At 62.5% G+C, this 1050-nt stretch carries 1 protein-coding gene; it reads right to left on the bottom strand.

The window, feature by feature from the left end; all coding sequences use genetic code 11:
* Positions 1 to 22: 22 nt before the first annotated feature.
* Positions 23 to 1050: IS110 family RNA-guided transposase (locus tag ACX4ZE_RS22770; RefSeq protein ID WP_480275508.1), on the bottom strand; the 1028-nt coding region annotated here is incomplete at its 5' end.

The raw sequence follows: 1050 nt of genomic DNA, 5'->3' as shown, positions 1-1050 counted from the left end.
GTAGGCCGTTGATGCTTCTATGTCAAGCTGGCATGGTGCATCGGGTGATGTGGTGTGGCCATGTGGCTTGATCGGTGAGCATGGCGCGGTGAATGACGTCGACGAGGTGGCGCTGCAGAATTCGCCTGGCGCCTTTGGGGCCTTTGGTTTGTTCGTGGCGTCGTAGCAGTTCCCCGGCGGCAGGATTGAATCGTTTCTGGACGATGGCGGCGGTGTATAGAACGCTGTTGAGCCTGCGATTTCCGCCTCGATGGAGGCGGTGTCGTTGTTTGTCGGCGGAGTAGACTGGTATCGGTGCGGCTCCGGTGTAGCGGGCGAGCTTGGCCGAGGTGGAGAACCGGGTGATGTCGCCGATCTCGGTGATCAGAACAGCAGCCGAGTTATGGCTGATGCCAGTGATTTTCATCAGCGTGGGTGCCAGTGGGGTGACGAGTCGTTTGATGGTGGCATCGAGGTCGTGGACACGGCGGTTGAGTCCGGCGAGCTCGGCGAGCATGTCGTCGAGCACCAGGCGCACATGAGTGTCCAGGCGCGCTGCGTGAACGATGGCGGTGGACGAGGAGACGGTCCTGGTCCGGCTCAGGTCGCCGGGGGTGTGATTGCACCACAGGTGCAGTTGTGCTTTGAGTTGATTGATCAGCATGGTTCGGCGCTTGATGACATCGCCTCGATGATCGACCAGCATCCGCAATTGGTGCACCTGGTCGTCGATACGATGACGGGCCAGGCCCGGGTTGGCGATAGCGGCATGGGCGACGGCGGTGGCGTCGATGGTGTCGGATTTGGACCCGGTGGCGGCGTGCAGCTTCCGGTGCCCGGCGGTGAGCCGAGCGGGTACCCACACGACGTCGTAGCCGGCCATCAGCAGCCCGTCGGCCAAACGGCGGGCGTGACCGCGGGCATCCTCGATAGCCCATGTAATGCCTGCCTCGCTTGGGGTGATCGAGCGGATCCACTCGAGCACCACCGTAATCAGCGTCGCATCGTTGTTCATCGTCAGTGGTTTGCCGACCTGCCGCCCTGCGGCATCGACTGCCACTGCGATGTGAA

The sequence above is a fragment of the Nocardia sp. TBRC8007 genome, assembly GCF_056629435.1.
Note: the sequence above shows the minus strand (reverse complement) of the source record. Positions and strands in the feature narration are given on the sequence as shown.